The 15,868-nt window shown below is 65.3% G+C and carries 13 protein-coding genes; 10 read left to right on the top strand and 3 right to left on the bottom strand.

The annotated features are described in order from the left end of the window. Positions 1-348: 348 nt before the first annotated feature. The 8 genes from IF809_RS21940 to IF809_RS21905 all read left to right on the top strand — a co-directional run bounded on the left by IF809_RS21940 (position 349) and on the right by IF809_RS21905 (position 10,093). On the top strand, positions 349-2,679 hold the full coding sequence (locus tag IF809_RS21940) for a mechanosensitive ion channel domain-containing protein (RefSeq protein WP_462838483.1): 2,331 nt from the start codon (positions 349-351) through the stop codon (positions 2,677-2,679). A gap of 102 nt (positions 2,680-2,781) precedes the next feature. Further along, positions 2,782-3,780 (top strand): tripartite tricarboxylate transporter substrate-binding protein, encoded by a 999-nt coding sequence (locus IF809_RS21935; RefSeq protein WP_462838482.1) that lies wholly within the window; start codon positions 2,782-2,784, stop codon positions 3,778-3,780. Positions 3,781-4,064: 284 nt separating this feature from the next. Then, on the top strand, positions 4,065-5,717 hold the full coding sequence (locus IF809_RS21930) for an NAD-dependent malic enzyme (protein WP_462838481.1): 1,653 nt from the start codon (positions 4,065-4,067) through the stop codon (positions 5,715-5,717). A 233-nt stretch (positions 5,718-5,950) separates the two neighbouring features. Then, positions 5,951-6,343, top strand: coding sequence for a BlaI/MecI/CopY family transcriptional regulator (locus IF809_RS21925; RefSeq protein WP_453996139.1), 393 nt, complete (start codon positions 5,951-5,953; stop codon positions 6,341-6,343). Next, the gene (locus tag IF809_RS21920) at positions 6,340-8,853 is read left to right on the top strand and encodes a M56 family metallopeptidase (protein WP_462838480.1); all 2,514 of its coding nucleotides are present in this window, start codon (positions 6,340-6,342) and stop codon (positions 8,851-8,853) included. Before IF809_RS21925 ends, IF809_RS21920 begins: the two co-directional genes overlap by 4 nt. A 147-nt stretch (positions 8,854-9,000) precedes the next feature. After that, positions 9,001-9,168: a hypothetical protein gene (locus IF809_RS21915; protein WP_462838479.1), complete on the top strand. Its 168-nt coding sequence runs from the start codon at positions 9,001-9,003 to the stop codon at positions 9,166-9,168. A 153-nt stretch (positions 9,169-9,321) separates the two neighbouring features. After that, entirely contained in the window at positions 9,322-9,846 is a 525-nt protein-coding gene (locus tag IF809_RS21910) for a septal ring lytic transglycosylase RlpA family protein (protein ID WP_462838478.1), read from the top strand. A gap of 91 nt (positions 9,847-9,937) precedes the next feature. After that, positions 9,938-10,093, top strand: a complete 156-nt coding sequence (locus tag IF809_RS21905) for a hypothetical protein (protein ID WP_164938512.1) — start codon at positions 9,938-9,940, stop codon at positions 10,091-10,093. A 265-nt stretch (positions 10,094-10,358) separates the two neighbouring features. Here IF809_RS21905 and IF809_RS21900 read toward each other — a convergent pair whose 3' ends face one another. From IF809_RS21900 to IF809_RS21890, 3 genes are all read right to left on the bottom strand, one after another. Then, on the bottom strand, positions 10,359-10,664 hold the full coding sequence (locus IF809_RS21900; RefSeq protein WP_453996145.1) for a hypothetical protein: 306 nt from the start codon (positions 10,662-10,664) through the stop codon (positions 10,359-10,361). 112 nt (positions 10,665-10,776) lie between these two features. Further along, positions 10,777-11,052, bottom strand: a complete 276-nt coding sequence (locus IF809_RS21895; protein WP_128964802.1) for a hypothetical protein — start codon at positions 11,050-11,052, stop codon at positions 10,777-10,779. A 133-nt stretch (positions 11,053-11,185) separates the two neighbouring features. Then, positions 11,186-13,870, bottom strand: a complete 2,685-nt coding sequence (locus tag IF809_RS21890) for a flavin-containing monooxygenase (protein WP_128964803.1) — start codon at positions 13,868-13,870, stop codon at positions 11,186-11,188. A gap of 192 nt (positions 13,871-14,062) precedes the next feature. Between IF809_RS21890 and IF809_RS21885 the strand changes: the two genes are divergently transcribed. After that, on the top strand, positions 14,063-14,311 hold the full coding sequence (locus IF809_RS21885; RefSeq protein ID WP_128964804.1) for a hypothetical protein: 249 nt from the start codon (positions 14,063-14,065) through the stop codon (positions 14,309-14,311). A gap of 81 nt (positions 14,312-14,392) precedes the next feature. Continuing rightward, the gene (locus tag IF809_RS21880; protein ID WP_128964805.1) at positions 14,393-15,865 is read left to right on the top strand and encodes a carboxylesterase/lipase family protein; all 1,473 of its coding nucleotides are present in this window, start codon (positions 14,393-14,395) and stop codon (positions 15,863-15,865) included. The last annotated feature ends 3 nt before the right edge of the window (positions 15,866-15,868 follow it).

The following is a 15,868-nucleotide window of genomic DNA, read 5'->3' as shown; positions in this document are numbered from 1 at the left end:
AGCGACGTTACGTCCACCTCATGAGCAAGGGGAGGTCTATGACACCACCTCCGCAAATCCAGCCGCGTTAAGTGCGATGGAGCTCGTTCGGACTATCGCATAGCGGCATAAACCGCGAACGGCACGCCGGGTCCAGGTCTAGAGGGCTGCATCAGTGAGGCAGAGCCCCTACCTGCCCGGCGCTGTGCGTTTTGAGCCCCCTGCAATGCAGCAAATGCCAAGACATTGTCGTCGGGTCGGCAAACTTCCGACACAGGATCGGGGCGAATAGCGGCTCGGCATGACGCATGTGCTTCGCGGAAACGTCTTCCGACTTCGCCGGCGCTTGCGTTCTTTCAGGGAATTCGCGTGTCGCATAAGCTTGCCTCGGCGCTGGTCGCAGCGCTCTTCCTCGTCCTCTCGTCATTTTCCGTAGCGCGCGCAGGGCCGGCTGCGCCGGCGAGCAATAATGCTGCCGCGCTGTCGCCTGAGGAGGCCAGGCGTGCACTGGAAACGCTTCAGGACGACCAGAAACGCGCTCAGATGATCGACACGTTGCGCGCGATCGTGAATGCGTCGGGTCCGCAGCAGCCTGCGCCTGAGCAGACATCACCGATCCCGCTGTCGGCAGACGGTCTCGGCGCGCAACTTCTGCTCACGGTATCGGAGGAGATCAGCGAAATCTCGCGCGACGTCGCCGACATGGCGCGGACGCTCACGCATTTTTGGGCGTTCTATTACTGGGTCGTGGATACCGCCAACGATCCGCAAGCCTACAATCTGCTGATCGAAATCACCTGGAAGCTGGCGCTGGTGTTCGGCTGCGCGCTGGCGGCCGAATGGGTTGCCGTCCGCCTGATCCGGCGTCCGGTTGCGTTTTTCGAAGGCCACGTGCCGCAGACTGCGCGCCTGGCGGCGCAGACGCTGCCCATTGCCGAGCCGCCGCCATCGGTCGTGGATGTCACCCCCGGGCCTGAATTGCACAAGCACCGGCACAGTCTGGCCCGCGTCTGGCAGCTGTTGCTGCGGCTGCCCTTCGTGCTGGGCCGGCTGTTGCTCGAGCTGCTTCCGGTGGTCGTTTTCGTCGGTCTGGCGACCGCACTGCTCGGGACGGAAATCGGCGAGCCGGCCACCGTTCGCCTCGTGATCCTCGCTGTCGTCAATGCCTATGCGTTCTCGCGGGGGCTCATCTGTGTGGTTCGCGCACTGGCGGGCCCGTTCGGTCTGTTTCCGGCGCGCGCCGAGACAGCCGCCTATATCGAGATCTGGGCGCGCCGCATCGTCGGCGTCGCGGTATCAGGCATCGCCTTTGCCAACGTGGCGCTGCTGCTCGGCCTGCATCGCGCCGGCTACGCTGCGCTGCTGCGCATGGTGATGCTGGTGGTGCATTTGTTCGTCGTCGTCATCATCCTGCAATGTCGCCGCCACGTCGCCGATGCCATCCGCGCGCCGGCAGAGCGGCAGGGACTCGCGGCGCGCCTGCGCAATCGGATCGCCGGAGGATGGCATTATCTGGCCATCGCGCTCGATCTGGCGCTGTGGGCGGTCTGGGCGCTGAACATCCACAATGGCTATTCGCTGCTCTTGCAATATTTCGTCGGCACCATCGCAGTAGCATTGATCACACGGGTTGCCATCATGGTGACGCTGAGCCTGATCGACCGCGGCTTCCGCATCCAGCCGGAAATCCTCCATCGCTTTCCGGGACTGGAGATCCGCGCCAACCGCTATTTGCCGCTGTTGCGCAAGATCGTTTCCGGCGTCATCGCCTTCATCGGCTTTGTCGCCGTGCTCGAGGTCTGGGGCGTCGATGCCATCGTCTGGTTCTATGGCGGCCAGATCGGCAGCCGGCTGATCTCGGCGGTCGCGACGATCGGCATTGCCGTCGCTATCGCTGCGGCGATCTGGGAGGTCAGCAACGCGCTGCTGGACCGGCAGATCAATACGCTGTCGCGCGACGGACATTATGCCCGCGCGGCACGCCTGCGCACCTTCCAGCCGATGCTGCGGACGGCGCTGCTGTGCCTGATCGCCACCGTGGTCGGCCTCACGGCGCTCAGCGAAATCGGCGTCAATGTCGCCCCCCTGCTCGCTGGCGCCGGCATCGTCGGCATCGCCATCGGCTTCGGTTCGCAGAAGCTGGTGCAGGATCTCATCACTGGCCTGTTCCTGCTGCTGGAGAACACGGTCCAGGTCGGCGACACCGTCAGCGTGTCGGGGCTGTCAGGCGTGGTCGAGAATGTTTCGATCCGTACCATCCGCCTGCGCGCCGGCGATGGTGCCGTGCACATCGTGCCGTTCAGCGCCGTGACCACCATCACCAACGCCAGCCGCGGGGCCGGCAATGCCTCGGTGAGTGTCAATGTCGCCTACAAGGAAGACACCGATCGTGCCGGCCAGATCCTCAAGGAGATCGTCGAGGAGATGCGCCGGGAGACGGAATTCCGCCCGTTGATCCGCGGCGACCTCGAACTCTGGGGCGTCGACAAGGTCGACGGTGCGATGGTGTCGATCGTCGGCCAAATCCGCTGCACCGAGGCGGGCCGCTGGCCGGTGCAGCGCGAGTTCAACCGCCGCATGAAGCAGCGCTTCCAGCAGCACGGCATCGAGGTTGCTTCGGCGACCCAGACCATCCTGATGCACGTCGCGCCGGCGGCTGATCATGCCGCGAGCCTCACGCCGCGGCGCGCCGCCGGATAGCTGCCGGGCCAACTTACCGCTTGCCTCCACCCACCTGGCAGCGTTCACTCGCGCTTCAGTCCGCTGACGACATGCGGGCGACAAGAAGCTTGGGAGAGAACGATGTGGGGGCCGTGGGCCGGACTGCGCGGTCATGTGATCGTCATTGGTGCGTTGATCGGATGCGCGGCGTGGAGCGCACCCGGTCAGGCCCAGTCATTTCCCTCTCGTCCCATCACTCTGATGGTCCCGTTCGCAGCCGGCGGGCCGACCGATACGCTGGCGCGGATCCTGTCGGAACGGATTGCGGCCGAGCTGCATGCGACCATCGTGGTCGAGAACGTCGCCGGCGCTTCGGGAAGCATCGCCGGAGCCCGCGTCGCGCGTGCGACACCTGACGGCACGACGATCACCATCGGCCATTGGGGAACGCATGTGCTCAACGGCGCGATCTTCAAGCTGCCTTATGACGTGATCGCCGATTTCGAGCCGGTCGCGCTGGTGGCGATGGGCACGCAGTTGATCGTCGGCCGGAAGTCGCTCGAGGCCAACAATCTTAAGGAGATGATCGCCTGGCTGAAGGCCAATCCGGGCAAGGCCACTGCGGGGACGGCTGGCGCGGGCACCGGGGCACATGTCGCCGGGGTCTTCTTCAAGGGGAGGACCGGCACCGACTTTCAGTTCGTGCCCTATCGCGGCGCGGGGCCCGCCATGATCGATCTCGTCGCGGGACAGATCGACATCATGTTCGACCAGGCCTCGAACTCGCTGCCCCAATACAAGAACGGTGCGATCAAGGCGTTCGCAGTGACCTCGCCGACGCGCCTTGCGTCCGCGCCCGATATCCCGACGGTCGATGAGGCGGGGCTGTCCGGGCTTTATATTTCCTATTGGCACGGCATCTGGGCACCGAAGAATACACCGAAGGAGATCGTCACGAGGCTGAATACGGCGATCGTCTCGGCCCTTGCCGACCCGTCCGTGAAGCAGCGCTTTGCCGAACTGGGCCAGGAAATTCCGGCGTCGGACCAGCAATCGCCCGCAGCGCTCGGCGCCTTCCAAAAGGCCGAGATCGAGAAATGGTGGCCCGTCGTGAAGGCTGCGGATATCAAGCCGGAATAGCGTTGGCCGTATGGTCCTTCCTGATGGTCATTCCGGGGCGCGACGAAGTCGCGAGCTATGGTGCGCAATTGCGCACATGAGAATCCGTCGAGCCGCAGAGACGGTCGCGCCATGGATTCCGGGCTCGCGCTGCGCGCGCCCGGAATGACGAGGCCAGAGGGTCTCGCGACAAATTTCGCTGCGGTGCGAGATCACAATCGTCCCGCGCCTCGTCCGGTCCTTGATCTCAATTGAGCGGTGGCCGACAATGTCGCGGTTCAGTGTGAAGCTTCCTGGGGGAATTCGTGAATAGACCTGCCCGCGTCGTTGCCCAACCGGCACTCTCCGATTCTGCACGTGGCATGACGCTGCTGCGCGATCCCTTGCTCAACAGGGGCACGGCCTTTACCGAGGCGGAGCGTGCCAAGCTGGGCCTGCGCGGCCTGCTGCCGCCCTGCGTGCTGACGATGGAGACGCAAGTCGAGCGCGTGCTGACCAATCTGCGCGCCCTGCCGACCGACCTGGAGAAATATGTCGCTCTGAACGCGCTGCATGACCGTAACGAGGCGCTGTTCTTCCGCGTCGTCGTCGACAATATCGACGAGATCCAGCCGATCATCTACACGCCGACGGTCGGGCTCGCCTGCCAGAAATACGGCCTGATCTTTCAGCGGCCACGCGGCATGTTCATCTCCTCGCGCGATCGCGGCCAGATCGCCGACATCCTGAGGAACTGGCCCTATCCGGCCAAGCTGATCGTCGTCACCGATGGTGAACGGATTCTCGGCCTCGGCGATCTCGGCGCCAACGGCATGGGCATACCGGTCGGAAAGCTCTCGCTCTATTCGGCCTGCGCCGGCGTGCATCCCGAACAGTGCCTGCCCATCGTGCTCGATGTCGGCACCAACAACGAGGAGCTGCTGAGCGATCCCTATTATCTCGGTCTGCGCGAGCGACGCCTCACCGGCGAAGCCTATGACAGCTTCGTCGACGAATTCATGACCGCGGCGCGGAAGACCTTTCCCGGCGTGTTGATCCAGTTCGAGGACTTCGCCAATCATTCCGCGTTCAAGCTGCTGCACAAATACAGGGATGAAGCTTGCGTCTTCAACGATGACATCCAGGGCACCGCAGCGGTCGCGCTCGCGGGTCTGTTCTCGGCGCTGCGTGTCAACGGCGGCAAGCTCAGGGACCAGCGCATCCTGTTCCTCGGTGCGGGCGAGGCGGCGACCGGCATCGCCGATCTCGTGGTCTCCGCCATGATCGCGGAGGGCGCGAGCGAAGCCGAGGCGCTCCGGCGCAACTGGCTGGTGGACTCCCGCGGCCTCGTCGTCGGCGGCCGCGAGGGTCTCTCCGGGCACAAGCTCCGTTATGCGCATAAGGACCAGGCGCCGATCGCCGACTTCCTCACCGCGATCAAGACGCTGAAGCCGACGGCGATCATTGGCGTGGCCGCGGTCGGCGGCGCCTTCACGCCCGAAGTGCTCAAGACGATGGCGGAACTCAATGAGCAGCCGATCGTGTTCGCCCTGTCCAACCCGACCTCGAAGGCCGAGTGCTCGGCGGAGGATGCCTACCGCTACACCGAGGGCCGCGCCCTGTTTGCCTGCGGCAGCCCGTATGATCCGGTCAAGCTCAACGGCCGCACCTTCGTGCCGCGCCAGGGCAACAACTCCTACATCTTCCCCGGCGTCGGTCTCGGCGTGATCGCGAGCGGCTCGCGGCTCGTGACCGACGAGATGTTCATGGCGGCTGCCCATACGCTGGCCAATTGCGTCGGCAAGGAGGACCTGGATCAAGGCAGCCTCTATCCGGCGCTGCCGCGCATCCGCGAGGTGTCGGTGCGCATTGCGGCTGCCGTCGCCGACGTCGCCTTTCAGCGGGGGCTCGCCGACGGACCCGCGCCCAACGACGTCAAGGCCCTGGTCCAGTCGCAGATGTACGAGCCGAAGTACTAGCGCCGCTAAGCCGCGTTCAGGACGACTCGGCTAGTGCGCCGACGGGGCTACTCGTCATGGCCGGGCTTGTCCCGGCCATCCACGATGTATGGCACGGAGAACGTGGATGCCCGGGACAGGCCCGGGCATGACGGCGTAGCCAGGCCGCGCGCTGCCAGAATCGCCGTTGTCTGCCGTCGCCTTATGTGCGACGCTCTGTAGCGTTACAAGAATTCCAACTTAGGTAAGCCACCATGGACGATCGTTTGCCCGACCTGGGCGATCTCGAGCACGAGGTCATGCAGATAGTATGGGCCCATGGGCCGGTCACGGCCGAAACCGTGCGCGAGCGACTGTCGCGGCGTCTGAAGGAATCGACGGTGCGCACCGTGCTGCGCCGGCTGGAAGAAAAGGGCTATGTTCGCCACACCGTGGACGGGCGCACCTACGTCTACCACGCCGCCGAGGCGCGCGCGCGCGTCGCGGCCAAGGCGGTGCAGCGCATCGTCGACTGGTTCTGCAACGGCTCGATGGAGGAAGTTCTCGTCGGCATGGTGGACAATGCGATGCTCGACCAGCAGCAATTGCGCGCGCTGGCCGACCAGGTGGCCAAGGCGAAGAAAGCGAGAGGAGTGAAAAAGGAATGATCGCAGCTCTGGCTGAGGCGGCGTTACGCTCCTTCGCGCTGGGAGGCGTCGTCTGGATCGGTCTCAACCTGTTTCGCGTGCGCAATCCGCACGTTCACATGACGGCATGGATCGTCGTGCTGCTGGCGTCGCTGGCGATGCCGGTCGTGATGCATTGGCCGACGCTCACCATCGACCGGCTGCCCTTGTCCGTGCCGGTGCCGGTGGAATCCTGGCCGGCCGACATATCGATGCTGGAGCGGCCACAACCGTCGCTGCCGATCGCGCCGGGTGCTGCAATCGCGTCGACGGCGAAGGCGGGTATTTCGATCGATTGGTGGATGGTCGCCACCGGCGTCTATGTCGGGATCGCCGGCTTGCTGCTGCTGCGGCTGGCCATCGGCCTCTGCCTGACCTGGCGTCTGGCCCGGGCCGCAAAGCCGGTGAAAGGCATGATCGATGCCGATGTGCGTGTCAGCCGCGACGTCGGCGGCCCCGTCACCTTCGGCTCGACCATCCTGGTGCCGCCGCAGTTCTTCGGCTGGGACGCCAAGAAGCGCCTCGCCGTGCTGGCGCATGAAGGCGCGCATGTCGCCAACAGGGATTTCTACGTCCTGCTGCTCGCGTCGCTGAACCGCGTGGTGTTCTGGTTCAGCCCGTTCTCGTGGTGGCAGCTTGCGCGTCTTGCCGAGCTCGCCGAGATCATCAGCGACGCCCGGGCGATCGAGATGATCGACGACCGGCTGTCCTATGCCGAGATCCTGCTCGATGTCGCCGCCTCGGTGAAGCCGCGGCCGATGGAGCTGGCGATGGCGCAGGCCGCGACCGTACGCGCGCGCATCGAGCGCATCATCGCGGCCGCTGCCATGCCCGCAGCCGTCGGTTGGCGCAAGCGGCTGTGGATCGCGGCTGCTATCGTGCCCGTCGTGATCGCATCGGCCGGGATGATCGCCTACCGGACGCCGGACCCCGTGGCATCAGGTGCCGATCTCGGCGATGTGCCGGCCGAGCATTACCGCCCGTTCGTCAATTTCTACGCCATGGGCCCCGCCTCGGTGTTCGCCATCTTCCGCGAGGGGGATGAGGTGTACGGGCAGCTCACCGGCCAGCGCCGCTTACGCATCAGCGTCGCGAGCGACGGCACGGCGTCCTATGCGGCTTCGTTCGGCGAGATCACGTTCCCTGTCGATGCGGAGCGCCGCTCGTCCGAGCTGATGCTGCACATGAACGGCCGCAATGTGCGGGCTGTCCGCGTGGCCGAGATGCCGACGCCGGCCGCAGATCCGGTCTCGCTCGATCAATATGTCGGCTGGTACCGGGTCGCGCCGAACCGCGTGCTCACGGTGCGGCGCGACGGCGATGGCCTGCAGGTGCAGGAGACCGGGCAGGGTCGATCACCGGCCCTCGCCGAGGGCCTTGATGCCTTCTCCGTCCACGGCGATCGCCTGCTGATCTTCCTGCGCGACGATGCGGCCAAAGTGTCACGCGTGCTGGTCCACAACGCGGTCTCCGGCGCTCGCCTCGCGCAGCGGATCGATGCGGCGCAGGCTCAGGCGATCGAGGCCGACTTCGCCCGGCGCCTTGCGGAAGTGCCCGACAGGTTCAGGGAGCAGGTTCCGGCTGCGGGCAGCAAGGAGATCATTCTCACCGGAATCGAAGACCTGCGCCACGGCACGCCGAATTATGACCGCATGAGCGCGCCGCTCGCGGCCGCTATCCACGGTCGGCTCGGCGAATTGCGTGCAACATTCGCAGCGCTCGGGCCGATCGAGTCGATCTTCTTCCGGGGCGTCGGGCCCGGCGGCTACGACATCTACGGTGCCAAATTCGAGAACGGCACGGCGGAATTCCGAGTGCTGCTCGAGCCCGACGGCAAGGCCGGCGATGTGACCTTCCGGCCCGACGGCAATGACGAGCTCGGCGGGATCTTCTCCTGCGCCGAAGAGGCGCGCGTGCGCGGTCGCGCCGGCACCTCGCCGATCCGGATCATGCTCTACAACGAAACGGAAGACGACATTCAGGTCTTCAATCTCGGCGCGGACGGCGAGCGCAAGGCGCAAAGCGTCGTCCGGTCGGACATGACCTGGGTCGCGCTGACCAATGTGAACAGTCCCTGGGTCATCGCCGACAAGTCCGGCAAGTGCATGGAGATCCTGGTGCCGGGCCGGCAGACGCGCTTCCACAATGTGGAGGCCTCGAACCTCGTGGCGCGGCCGGGGCGCGCCGCGCGTCGCGCCGTCCCGATCGTCAATGGCGAAGCGATGCTGCGGCTGTATCTCGAGGGCATCGCCAAGGGCCAGCCGGACTACGATCACATGACGACCGAGGTCGCCAACATCACGCGTGCGCAGCTTCCGTTCGATCAGGCGATCCTGGCGCGGCTCGGGGCGCTCCGCGCGGTCTCGTTCCGCGGCGTCACTGCGCTCGACAGCGACATCTATGTCGCCCAGTTCGCCAACGGCGCGGCGGAATGGCGTATCGGCGTCAGAAACGGGACGATCACCAAGATCGCGCTGGGGCCGAATTTCTAGCGCGCGGCGGCCGGACCGAGCGGCGATGCCACCGATCCGGCTTGCGCTCGCCCGTCCGAAGCGTTACGATACGTAACACTACCTTGGGTAGCCTTGCGCGCGGCCGCGGGCCTGGAGGATGGCACGGCCCGCAGTCGGATCGGGTTCATGATGTGCACGCTGAGGCAACGGGAGCTCGACTTTCTCGCCAGCCTGAAAACCGGCTGGCGGCTGCTCTATCGGCGTGAACTGATACGGCTCATCAGGGGCGACGCCGAGACCACAGACCTGCGGCCCGAGATGCGCCCGATCGTTTGGCGCGTCATATCGAGCTGATTTCTCGGCGATCTGTGTCGATTCAGGACACCGACTGTGGTGGATTCATCACAGCGGGCGCGCGAAACGAAGCTGGCCGCACGGCCGCTTTTGTTCAGCCAAGGTTCTGCCCTCATTGCCCACCGAAACTTGGGGTTGTTCGGAGGGCGCATCATGTCTCGCATTGCACGTGCCGAAACTCCCCTGACCTCGCTGGCAAGCTCGAGCAGGTTGTTGCTTGCTATCATCGGCGCCGCTTCGCTCGCCGCGTGCGCGCAATCACCGGTCGGCCGCCAGAAGGCCGATCTTGCCGCGACCAGCCGGCAGGCGGCAATCGAGCGGCCGCACCGCGTGGCGGCGTTCCACCCGCATCCCGTCAGCCGGGCGCGTGTCCCGGATGAACCTGCCGATGCCAAGCCGACCGCCTTGCGCGGCGTGGCGAGCTTCTACTCCGACACCGAGACCGCGAGCGGGGAGAAATTCCACAAGGACGAGATGACCGCGGCTCACCCGACGCTGCCGTTCGGCACTCGCTTGCGCGTCACCGACGTCTCCTCCGGCCGCTTCGTGACCGTCAGGGTCAACGATCGCGGACCCTTCGTGCGCGGACGGGTGGTCGACATCTCGCCGTCGGCGGCCGAGGCGCTCGGAATGCTCGACAAGGGCGTCGCCAACGTCCGGCTCGACGTGGTGCAATAGGGCGCTGCGAGCGCATTGCGCTTAACCGGCTGTTAGCGGCTCTCACGCACTATGAGCGTCCGGCAAATTCGGGGCTTCGGGGAGACGGCGCTTGAAGACGATCCAGTATCTCGAAGATCAGGCTGCGCGCGCCGAGCGGCTCGCCAAACGGATCACGGATACGCCGACGATCGAAAAGCTCCTGACCTTCGCCGTCGAACGCCGCCGCGAGATCGAGGTCATTGCGGGCGGCCGGCGCCGCAACTGAGTCCACCGTTCCATGCTCTGATCGCATTCCGCCTCGCTGCACGGCGCGGAACTTCTTCTTTGTCCCGGCGTCATTCCGGCGATGCAATTGGAGGAGGACATCATGGGTTTCGGACGAGGTGCTTTGCTTTGGTTGCTTGGTGTGCCGCTGCCGGTCATCCTGCTGCTGGCGTTGTTCTGGCATCACTGAGCGCGTGACACGAAAAGCGCCGCGGAAGCGGCGCTTTTTTGTTGCCTGCGATGTGTGCCGCGAAGGCGATGCAAGATCAGCTGTGGCTCTCCACGAAATCGCTGAGATAGTCGGGCAGCGTCACACCATCGATGTCGCAGCGCGCCTGGATCTCGCCCGCGACATCGGTCGAAATGTCGTGCATCCAGTGCTCGAGCGTGTTGAACGAGATCACCTTGATCGGATCGTTGAAACAGCCTGCAACCATCTCGTTGATGGCGGTGTCGAGATCGTTGCGTTCGACGCGGATCTCGGTTGCCTCGTCGAGGCGATCGATCACCACGAACAGGGTCTGGTCTGCGCCATAGGGCACGACCGGGGAGGGCACGCCAGCATCAAGCATGTGAGACGCTCACGTCTTGCTGTTGTCTCTTGGCGTCCTGTTAACGGGAAAAATCGGGAGAAGGTTCCTGCCGGGGTTGGCCGGGGCGAAGTCACAGCTTCGTGGTGCGCACTCAGAGAAAATCTCTCAGCCGCGACAGCTCGATGATGTGCTCGGGCGAGAGGATGTCCGTGACCAGCGGCGGCTGTGGCGCCGTGCGAATCTCGTAGAGATGCCTGGATGGCGCGGGTTTTTGCATGAAGGCCGAGATGCAGGCATCGAGCGTGCCTTCGCTGACCTGATAGGGCACGCGGTCCTGAAGGCGCTGATTTCCGAGCGACGGCCATTTCTGCAGCACCGCGGGCGCGGCGAAATCGACCTTTGAATCGCTGACAGATGCGTCCCCCATATCGTCCCCGCCTCACGCAAAAAGAACCCCGGCACGCAAAGGCTCGCGTGCCAGGGCCCATACCCATCGCTGCATCTCAATGCCACGCCTCGACAACGCGGCGGCCGGGAAAAGGTTCCCGGCCGGTCGCGGGCTAACTCGCGGCCGCCGCGATTTTGTGCCCCGGGCTGGCGCCATGGCTGCTCTCGTCGCCGCGTCTGACCTCCGGCGGAATTCCTGCAAAACGCCGCAAGGCTTCCGCCATTTGAACCCGGCCCTGGACGCCCGTGATCACCACGTCGACCATCGTAAACGACGAGTGGAAATGGCCGCGGGCCTTGAGCTGCTCGACCGGGACGCCGGCGGCGGCCATCGCCTCGGCATAGGCGATGCCTTCGTCGCGCAGCGGATCGAACTCGCAGGTGACCACGAAGGCCGGCGGCAGCCTATCGACCTTGCCGCGCAGCGGCGAGACGCGCGGGTCGGTGCGGTCATCGGGCGAGCAGTAGAGGTCCCAGAACCAGTACATCAGCGACCGCGTCAGGAAATAGCCTGATGCGTTGTCGTTGTAGGACGGACGATCGAAGCTGCAGTCGGTCACCGGACAGACCAGGAGCTGGCCCGATATCTCGGGCCCGCCGCGGTCGCGCGCGAGCTGGCAGGTCACGGCAGCGATGTTGCCGCCGGCGCTCCAGCCTGCGACCATCACCGGCCCCTGGATGCCGCCAAGCTCGGCCAGATGCTCCGAGATCCAGCGCGTCGCCGCATAGCCGTCCTCGGCCGCCGCCGGGAAACGATGCTCCGGCGCATGGCGATAGCCGACGCTGACGAACATCATGCCGGTCCGCCGTACCATGTCGCGGCAGAACGGCTCGTCCGACTGCTCGTCGCCGAGCACCCAGCCGCCGCCGTGGAAATAGACCACGACCGGATGCGGCCCCGGCGCCGCCGGTTTGTAGACGCGGTACGGCAGAGGGCCGTCGGCGCCGGGCAGTCGGCCGTCGACGATCTCTCCGATCGGCCGTCCCGCTGGCCGGCTCTTGTTGAACTCATTGACGAAGGCGCGCGCGCCGATCGCTCCCATCGACTCGATCGGCGGCAGGTTCAGCGAGGCCAGCAGATACAGCACCAGCCGCACGTCCGGCTGCAGCCGCACCACCTCGCCGTCATTGCATTGCGCTGCGACCTTGGGGCCCGACAGCTTGAAGCCGAGCATGCCGCGGCTGACCACCTCGTCGCAGATGCTGCGATAGGGACCGACGCCGCCAGTGTAGGGCATCAGGCCCTGCACCTTGCCGGGCACGTTGGCGCCCGTGTACCAGGTGTTGGCGAGCCGGTGCAGCGTCAGCATCGAGCAATCCGCCATGTGCCTGGCCCAGCCTGCCTGCGCCGTTTCGGTCGGCTCGATCGTGGTGAAGCCGGCGTCGCGCAGCGCGACCAGGCGATCCACCACCCAGTCGACATGCTGCTCGATCGACACCGCCATGTTCGACAGCACCGACGGGCTGCCGGGCCCGGTGATCATGAAGAAGTTCGGGAAGCCCTCGACGGTGAGGCCGAGATAGCTCTGCGGCCCCTGCGCCCAGACGTCGCTGAGCGACTTGCCGCCGCGGCCGGTGATCGGATGCACGGCGCGGATCGCGCCGGTCATGGCGTCGAAGCCGGTCGCGAACACGATGACGTCGACATCGAAGTTGCGCTTGCCGGTGCTGATGCCGCTTGCCGTGATCGCCTTGATCGGCTCCTGGCGCAGATTGACCAGCGAGACGTTGGGCCGGTTGTAGGTCGTATAATAATTGGTTTCGAGGCAGGGGCGCTTGGCGCCGAACGGATGATCGTCCGGCATCAACGCAGCCGCGGTCTCGGGATCGTTGACGGCCGCGCGGATTTTTTCGCGGATCAGGTCCTGGACGATCCTGTTGCCGTCGAGGTCGACCGCCTGGTCGGCCCAGAGCTGCGACAGGATGTGGACGAGGTCGCCGGCCGCCCAGGCGCGCTCGAACCGCTCACGACGCTCGGCATCGCTCAATTGCCAGCTCACGGCCGTCTGCTGCGGATAGGGCACGCCGGCCATCGACTGCCGGGCCTGCGCGCGATAGGCCGCGCGATCGCTCTGGAACAGCTCCATGCGATCGGATGGCGCGGGGCCGTTATGCGCAGGCAGGGCGAAATTCGGCGTGCGCTGGAACACGGTCAGATGCGCGGCCTGCTCGGCAATCAGCGGGATCGACTGGATGCCCGACGAGCCGGTTCCGATCACCGCGACGCGCTTTCCCGCGAGATCGACGCCGTCGTGCGGCCAGCGTCCGGTGAAATAGACCTCGCCCTTGAAGTCCTTGACGCCGTCGATCTCCGGCGGCTTGGGCGCGGAGAGACAGCCGGTGGCCATGATGTAATGGCGGCAGGAGACCGGCGCGCCGCTGCTGGTGGTGATGAGCCAGCGCTCGGCTGTCTCATCCCATTTGGCTTCGGTGACCTTGGTGTTGAAGCGGATGTCGCGGCGCAGATCGTAGCGATCCGCGACAAAGCCGAGGTAACGCAGGATTTCCGGCTGGGTCGCGTATTTCTCCGACCAGGTCCAGGCCTTGTCGAGTTCCGGATCGAACGTGTAGCTGTAGTCGATGGTCTGGATGTCGCAGCGGGCGCCCGGATAGCGGTTCCAGTACCAGGTGCCGCCGACGTCGCCGGCTTCTTCGAGCCCGACGGCCGAGAGGCCGGCCTTGCGCAACCGATGGAGCAGATAGAGGCCGGCAAATCCGGCACCGACCACGGCGACGTCGACCTGCTGTGGGGTTCCGCGGTCTTCGGAAGCACGTGTAGCAACCATTGCGTCAGACATCGCATTTCCTCCCGTATGTTTTGTTTTGCCGGCAGGCTATCGCTGCAGGTTCAGCTTGTCATCACGGCAAGTGCAATCTTCGGTGGTCGTTTGCGGCGGCATCGTGGCCGGGTGAATCTTTGCAGCGCTACACGCATTGCGATGCACAATGGCCGTGATTACCCGGGCTAATCATGCCCGATCCGTCTGTGTATGCTTGCGGTTACAAGCCACGCGTACCGGCCCGGCGTCATGACAGAGTTGAGTGAGCGAACCAAAGCCAACATGGACGTCGTCCTGGAGGAGACGTGTCGCCAATTGCCGCATGGCGGCGACCATGACAGCCGCAAGTTCATTGCCGAGCGTCTGATCGAAGCCGCGAAGGCCGGCCACTCCACCCTCGGCGAACTCGGCATCATCGCGCGGCGTGCCCTGGCGGAGATCATTGCCAAAGGCAATTAGCGCGGTGCCGCGGAGCTTGCCTCGCCACGAACCGCAGACGTAATCTGCAGGCAATCCTTCCCGCACCTCGAGATTGCCAAGATGCGGTGGCTGTTTGCGCTTCTCGCGGCCTCTTCATGTCTTTGCTGCACCGGTGCCGCCGTCGCCCAGGCGGTCGGCCAGTTTCCGTTTGCGTTGACGCGCGAAGGCCAGATGCTCGGCGCCGTCAACGGCGAGGTGGCCTCCTTCAAGGGGCTCGCCTATGCAGCGCCGCCCGTCGGCAGCCTGCGCTGGCGTCCGCCGGAGGCCTTGCCCGAGAGTTCGGAGATGAGCACGGCCTACGAGTATGCCGCGCCGTGCCTGCAGCCTTCGCTGCCGGCCGCACGCGAGGATTGCCTCACGCTCAACGTCTTTCGTCCCTTCGGTGTCGACGGGCCGTTGCCGGTGATGGTGTTCATCCACGGCGGCGGCTTTGTCGCGGGCACCGCCAACGATCCGTTGTTCGACGGCGCAAGGCTCGCACAGGCCGGGCTCATCTTGGTCACCTTGAATTACCGCCTGGGCGCGCTCGGCTGGCTCAGGAATCCCGCACTGTCGGACGACGGCTCCGGCAATTTCGGCCTGATGGACCAGATCGCAGCGCTGCGCTGGGTGCACGACAACATCGCGGCCTTCGGCGGCGATGCGAGCAACGTGACGCTGTTCGGCACCGGCGCCGGCGCGACATCGATCGCGCTTCTGATGCTGTGCAGCCAATCACGCGATCTCTTCCAGAAAGCGATCCTGCAATCGATCCCCGGACGCGCGCGACTGCCGTCGTTGCAGGAGGCCGAGGCGACGGGCCGGCAGTTCGTCGCCGCGCTCGGCCGGGCAGCGGATTTGCGCGACGTCGCACCCGCGCGTCTGCTCGCGGCTGAAAAGCGTGTGCTGGAAAAATCTCCGCGCAGCTTTGTGCCTGTTGTGGACGGAAGCCTGGTGACGGAAGATATAGCTGCCGGATTTGCCGCAGGACATGAGAGCCGCATTCCCTTGATCATCGGCTCGAATGACGATGAGACCCGCTTCGATAGCGAGCTTGAGGTCAAGGAGGCGCTGTCGTCATCGGATGAAAGCATCGACGAGCTGCGCAAGACCTATCCTGATGCCGTGAGGCCGTCCGACCTTGCCGCGCGCATCTACACTGACAAGGTTTTCTCCGAGCCGGTACGAATGCTTGTCCGGCTTCATGCCGCAACCGGCGCGCCGACCTTCCGCTATCGCTTTGCCTACGTGCCGGAATCAAGGCGCGCCAATCCCGACGAAGGCCACGGCCGCGAATTGCAGTTCATCTTCGGCGTGGAGGGAGTGCCCGGCGCCGGCATCTTCTCGCGGCGGGATCGCGAGGTCGCAAACAGCTTGCGAGCATACTGGATCAACTTCGCCCGGAGCGGCGATCCCAACGGCGCAGAGCTGCCGCATTGGGACGCGGCCGCGGACCGCGATCATCTGCTGCTGATCGGCAATGATCGCATCGCCAGTGGTGACGACCCCTTTGCGGACCGTCTGGACCGGCTCGGACGCGGGAGCAGGAATTGAGTT

It is taken from the genome of Bradyrhizobium sp. UFLA06-24 (genome assembly GCF_054967145.1).
This window is presented reverse-complemented; position numbering and strand designations above follow the sequence as displayed.

Excerpts from the sequence above, each read along its gene's own strand:
- IF809_RS21880 (WP_128964805.1), top strand. The coding sequence starts at position 14,393 with ATGCGGTGGCTGTTTGCGCTTCTCGCGGCCTCTTCATGTCTTTGCTGC.
- IF809_RS21925 (WP_453996139.1), top strand. The coding sequence starts at position 5,951 with ATGGACGATCGTTTGCCCGACCTGGGCGATCTCGAGCACGAGGTCATG.
- IF809_RS21895 (WP_128964802.1), bottom strand. The coding sequence starts at position 11,052 with ATGGGGGACGCATCTGTCAGCGATTCAAAGGTCGATTTCGCCGCGCCC.
- IF809_RS21935 (WP_462838482.1), top strand. The coding sequence starts at position 2,782 with ATGTGGGGGCCGTGGGCCGGACTGCGCGGTCATGTGATCGTCATTGGT.
- IF809_RS21885 (WP_128964804.1), top strand. The coding sequence starts at position 14,063 with ATGCTTGCGGTTACAAGCCACGCGTACCGGCCCGGCGTCATGACAGAG.
- IF809_RS21920 (WP_462838480.1), top strand. The coding sequence starts at position 6,340 with ATGATCGCAGCTCTGGCTGAGGCGGCGTTACGCTCCTTCGCGCTGGGA.
- IF809_RS21915 (WP_462838479.1), top strand. The coding sequence starts at position 9,001 with ATGATGTGCACGCTGAGGCAACGGGAGCTCGACTTTCTCGCCAGCCTG.
- IF809_RS21890 (WP_128964803.1), bottom strand. The coding sequence starts at position 13,870 with ATGTCTGACGCAATGGTTGCTACACGTGCTTCCGAAGACCGCGGAACC.
- IF809_RS21900 (WP_453996145.1), bottom strand. The coding sequence starts at position 10,664 with ATGCTTGATGCTGGCGTGCCCTCCCCGGTCGTGCCCTATGGCGCAGAC.
- IF809_RS21910 (WP_462838478.1), top strand. The coding sequence starts at position 9,322 with ATGTCTCGCATTGCACGTGCCGAAACTCCCCTGACCTCGCTGGCAAGC.